Source organism: Mycobacterium sp. DHQP2018-32-09 (assembly GCF_058148405.1).
Window position 1 is genome coordinate 1 of record NZ_JBYVYK010000159.1, and the last position, 429, is coordinate 429.

The following is a 429-nucleotide window of genomic DNA, read 5'->3' on the forward strand; positions in this document are numbered from 1 at the left end:
TCTCCTTCCACTGGACTTCAAAAACCGGTGCGTGTACCAGCCGCGAAAGTTGGTAGGCGTCCTCGTTGAAGACCCCGAGTTCGATACCGGGATCACCGATACTCCATTTGTCGTAGGACCGGTCCCGGCCAACAGTTCCTTCCGAATGGACCTGCCACGGCCCGAAGTTTTCTTCCTCGAAGCCAGTAACTTCCCGCGTAACGGGGCCATTTCGTGTCACCAGATAGACCCGGCCACACACGACGATCATACGGCACTCGGTTCGATGGAAGTGGTAAACGCTGCCATAGCGCACGCGCGGTGTGTCACCACCCAGCTCATCCCAGTACTGGCTCAGCGACTTCCTGAACGCATCGGGAAACGTGAATCCATGTTCGGTATGGATCGTTCCCCACGGAGTCTTTTCCACGCCAAGGGGCACAATGCGAT

1 protein-coding gene is annotated in these 429 nt (G+C 57.1%); it reads right to left on the bottom strand.

Annotated features, from left to right (window positions below):
* On the bottom strand, positions 1–429 hold a 429-nt coding region (locus tag AC30CM_RS27140), incomplete at both ends, for a hypothetical protein (RefSeq protein ID WP_490119997.1).